Genomic DNA, 3249 nt, shown 5'->3' on the forward strand with positions numbered 1-3249 from the left:
CTTTATATTTTCTTTACGCGATAATAAATCTGGAATTAAACTAATTTGTTCCTTATCTGCACCACCACCTAAGAAAATCAAATCATATTCGCTTAAATCTTTTTCTTCACCAATACCACAAGTATCCAGTTCAAAAGGAATACCACGATCTAAACAACGCTTCTTTAGAACCATCATATTTCCCTTATCCCCATAAAGATCCATGATATCATGATACATCCAAACTACTTTCATAGACCCATCTCCTTCTTGATCGCATTACGCGTAGGAAGTAATGCTGTATATGTCGCAATCGCATATGTCGTACGCTTTGTAGCTAATGCGGCTTTTACGGCAATGTCCAAAGTATCGACAACACTTAAAGGACCTTTATAGCCACCATAATAGATTCTTAAAGCCATATCATTTGCACGAAGACCCGTACAAATAATTTCCTTTGTGCTATCCTTCATAATCTTTTCAAAGAAAGTATCGTAGATCCAACTCACATCTGTACCATCCTGCTCACGATCATTCAATACGATCACAATTGTCTTATCCGAATCATCTTTTTCAATGACCTTCATAACTTCATTGGCTCCTGTAGGATTTTTAACCAAGTTTAAAATACAAGTCTGTTCCTTTGATGTGAATGTTTCATTTCTTCCCGCAGGCTGAGGCGCATGACTAAATACAGACTTAACATAATCTTGTGAAATACCATAATTTTTTGCGACATTCAATACAACGGCACAATTGTACATAGAATACATTCCTTCATATGGAGATTTATAATGTATTCCATCACTCGAAAATGTTTCTTTATCCAAATCAATATCTTTTAAACAAATGTCCATTTCCGGCGTTTGAAAATCACACTTTGAACAATGAAATTTACCAATATGTGAATATTGATAATAACTGTATTCAAGTCTTGCCCCACACTTAGGACAAAATTTTCCTTCACTTGCCTCTTTTGTCGTTTTAACCGAATACTTGTTCTCATCCATTCCAAAATAAGAGAATGAAGCGTTTTTCGCTACTAAATTGAGTCGTACGACATTGGGATCATTCGCATTTAAAATCAATCGACCCCTATATGCAGGCAATACCTTTTCAATTGAATCAATCAACTGTTCCATTTCACGAGCACGATCTAATTGATCACGAAAGAAATTATTGACCACAAAATCTGTAACCGGAATAAATGGAAGAATATGTCTCACATTTAATTCATCACATTCTAGCACAACCGCATTGGCTTTGATTTCACCATTTAGTTTTGCGTGAGTCAACAACGTAGTGACAATACCTGCCTTTAAGTTATCTCCCTTACGATTAGAAATCACGTTATATCCTGCCTTTTCAAACAAATCTGTAATCATATTGGCCGTACTCGTTTTTCCATTTGTACCCGTAACCAAAATGACAGGACCATTAAATTTTAATTTCGATAATATATTCGCATCGACTTTACAGCCAATCGACCCAGGCATCGATCCACCCCTACCAATTAGGTGTAGCCCCCAGGCACTAAGCTTTGTAGATAATATAGATAAAGTTTTCATAACTACTCCTTTTCCATACTATCTTATTATACAACAATTGAAGTTGAATTTAAAAATTGAAACACATATAATATTGATGTTAGGAAAAAACTAACTAGAATAGGTGGAACAAATGAACGAATATTACCAATCTCCTCTTTCACAGAGATATGCATCTAAGGAAATGCAGGCATTATTTTCAAACGACAAAAAATTTACGACATGGAGAAGACTTTGGATTGCTCTTGCGGAGTCAGAAAAAGAACTTGGATTAGACATTACCGAAGAACAAATCGAAGAATTGAAAGCACACGCTTTAGATATCAACTACGATGTCGCAAAAGCCAGAGAAAAAGAAGTACGTCATGATGTTATGTCACACGTATATGCGTATGGAGTACAATGTCCAAAAGCTAAGGGAATCATTCACTTAGGAGCTACTAGCTGCTACGTTGGTGATAATACAGATTTAATTATCATGCACGAAGCTTTAGAGCTTGTACAAAAGAAAATCGTCAATGTATTAGAAAAATTAGAAGAATTCGCATTAAAATACAAAGACATGCCATGTCTTGCGTTTACTCACTTCCAACCAGCCCAACCAACAACTGTAGGTAAAAGAGCTAGCTTGTGGGCACAAGACTTATATATGGACTACATTGAAATCCAGCATTTATTAGACAATAAAAAATTATTAGGATGCAAAGGTACAACAGGTACACAGGCAAGCTTTATGGAATTGTTTGAAGGAGATACAGACAAAGTTAAAGCTTTAGATAAAAAGATTTGTGAAAAATTAGGTTACGACCAATATTTCGCAGTCAGCGGACAAACATATACTCGTAAATATGATACACAAGTATTACAAGTTTTAGTTCAAATTGCACAAAGTGCACACAAATTCAGTAATGATATTCGTTTATTACAACATATGAAAGAAATCGAAGAACCATTTGAAAAATCACAAATCGGTTCTAGCGCAATGGCCTACAAACGTAACCCAATGCGTTCAGAAAGAATGGCAGCACTAGCTAACTACATCATTGCCGATTCCATCAACCCTGCAATTACGGCAAGTACACAATGGTTTGAAAGAACATTGGATGATTCCGCAAACAAACGTATTTCGATTGCCGAAGCCTTCTTAGCAACGGATGGATTATTAGATCTTTACTTAAATGTAAGCGATGGTTTAGTTGTATATCCAAAAGTTGTAGAAGCTAACTTATTAAAAGAACTACCATTCATGGCTACAGAAAATATTATGATGGACGCTGTTAAAGCTGGTGGAGACCGCCAAGAATTACACGAATTGATTCGTCAACACTCAATGGCAGCGGGTCGTGTTGTTAAAGAAGAAGGTAAACCAAACGATTTAATTGACCGTATTGCACAAGATCCAAAATTTGGCATGACAAAAGAACAAATTCTTTCCATCATGAAACCAGAAAACTTCGTTGGACGTTCTGTTCAACAAACAGAAGAATTCTTCAAAGACTTCATTGATCCAATTCTAGCTAAAGAAAAAGATGCATTAGGAATGCATGCCGCAATTAACGTATAAAAAATGAGAGCTCAACTTGAGCTCTTTTTTAATACAAATTAGGAATTGGATTCTTTTTATTTTTCTTCATGATTTCTTTATAGTTTGGCATCCAAGTACACAGTAAATCATAGAATTCTTTTGAATGGTTCAAATGATACAAATGCGCTAATTCATGAA

3 protein-coding genes and 1 pseudogene are annotated in these 3249 nt (G+C 35.4%); 1 reads left to right on the forward strand and 3 read right to left on the reverse strand.

The window, feature by feature from the left end:
- Together ACZQCL_RS01865 and ACZQCL_RS01870 are read right to left on the reverse strand one after the other, a co-directional pair.
- Positions 1-234 (reverse strand): annotated as a pseudogene (locus ACZQCL_RS01865) (glutamine amidotransferase); the annotation flags it as partial.
- Positions 231-1547: a Mur ligase family protein gene (locus ACZQCL_RS01870; RefSeq protein WP_412346077.1), complete on the reverse strand. Its 1317-nt coding sequence runs from the start codon at positions 1545-1547 to the stop codon at positions 231-233. The pseudogene ACZQCL_RS01865 and the gene ACZQCL_RS01870, both read right to left, overlap by 4 nt.
- Positions 1548-1659: 112 nt before the next feature.
- Here ACZQCL_RS01870 and purB point away from each other — a divergent pair, with 112 nt between their 5' ends.
- Positions 1660-3090 carry an adenylosuccinate lyase gene (purB, locus tag ACZQCL_RS01875; RefSeq protein WP_118115414.1) on the forward strand — a complete coding sequence of 477 codons (1431 nt, stop codon included), beginning with the start codon at positions 1660-1662 and terminating at the stop codon, positions 3088-3090.
- Positions 3091-3118: 28 nt separating this feature from the next.
- Here purB and ACZQCL_RS01880 read toward each other — a convergent pair.
- Positions 3119-3249, reverse strand: a 131-nt coding sequence (locus ACZQCL_RS01880; RefSeq protein WP_482481731.1) for a M48 metallopeptidase family protein, incomplete at its 5' end; no start/stop codon positions are given.

The sequence above is a fragment of the Holdemanella sp. genome (assembly GCF_056804935.1).